This window comes from Mesorhizobium sp. M7A.F.Ca.US.002.01.1.1, from assembly GCF_004022955.1.
Lineage (GTDB): Bacteria > Pseudomonadota > Alphaproteobacteria > Rhizobiales > Rhizobiaceae > Mesorhizobium > Mesorhizobium ciceri.
In genome coordinates this window covers 1-912 of record NZ_RZQE01000956.1, presented here as the reverse complement: position 1 = coordinate 912, position 912 = coordinate 1, and the positions used below count along the sequence as shown (strand labels likewise).

Here is a 912-nt window from a genome sequence, read left to right as displayed (position 1 = left end):
TCTTCGAACCCGGATCGACCTTCAGCCATTTCACGCCGATGGCGCGGGCCGGCATGCGCGTCTCCTGCGCATCGCCCGGCCGGAACAGGGTTGCGGTGACATAGGCGCCGGCGCCCCAGTCGTCGCCGACCGGAATGTCGACGGTGCTGCCGCCGGCCGGCACTGACGCCGTGATGGTCTTCAACAGCTTGTCGGAGCCGATGTTGATCAAGAGTTCGCCGGCAAAATGCGGCGAGATTTTCAGCTTGGCCACTTCGCCGGCGGCATAATTGTCCTTGTCGAGGGCGATTTCGAGGCCGTCAGGCGTTTCGGTGGTGGTCGAGGAGACATACCAGCCGGCGTCGAACTCGTAGCTGGTCGCCGGTCCTTCGGGATCGGCGGTTTCAACCTCGAGCCTGTACTGACCCCAATCGACCGGCACGGAGACCGTTGCGTCGCCGTCGGCGTTGAGGTCGACCTGGCCGTTGGCGATCGACTTGGTGAAGGTAACCGGCTCGTAATTCCACGAATTGTTGGAGCGGTACCACTGGTAATTGCGTTCGACCTTGACCAGCGTCCATTGCGCGCCTTTCAGCGCCTCACGCTTGCCGTCGGGATCGACGGCGATCAGGCTGAACTTGGCCGTGCCGCCCTGCGGCACTTCATTGTCGGCGAAATCCGGACGAATGCCGATCATATGGCCCTGCGGGCGGATGCCGATGTTGAGCGAGCGCTCGATGGCGCGGCCGCCGGTTTCACGCATCCTGACCGTCACCTTGGCGTCGACCAGCTTGGTGGTCGAGGGCAGTTGGTCGACGGAGACCGGGAAGGTCACCTTGCCGTCATCGCCAACCACCGGCAGATCGGCGAGGGGGGTGACCGTGGGTTCGGCCGACTGCTCGTCGGCGAGACCGAAGGAAAAGCCCTGGAAAC

General features: G+C 63.9%; 1 pseudogene. It reads right to left on the bottom strand.

Going from position 1 to position 912, the window contains the following annotated elements:
• Positions 1–912 (bottom strand): annotated as a pseudogene (locus EN932_RS37020) (hypothetical protein); the annotation flags it as partial.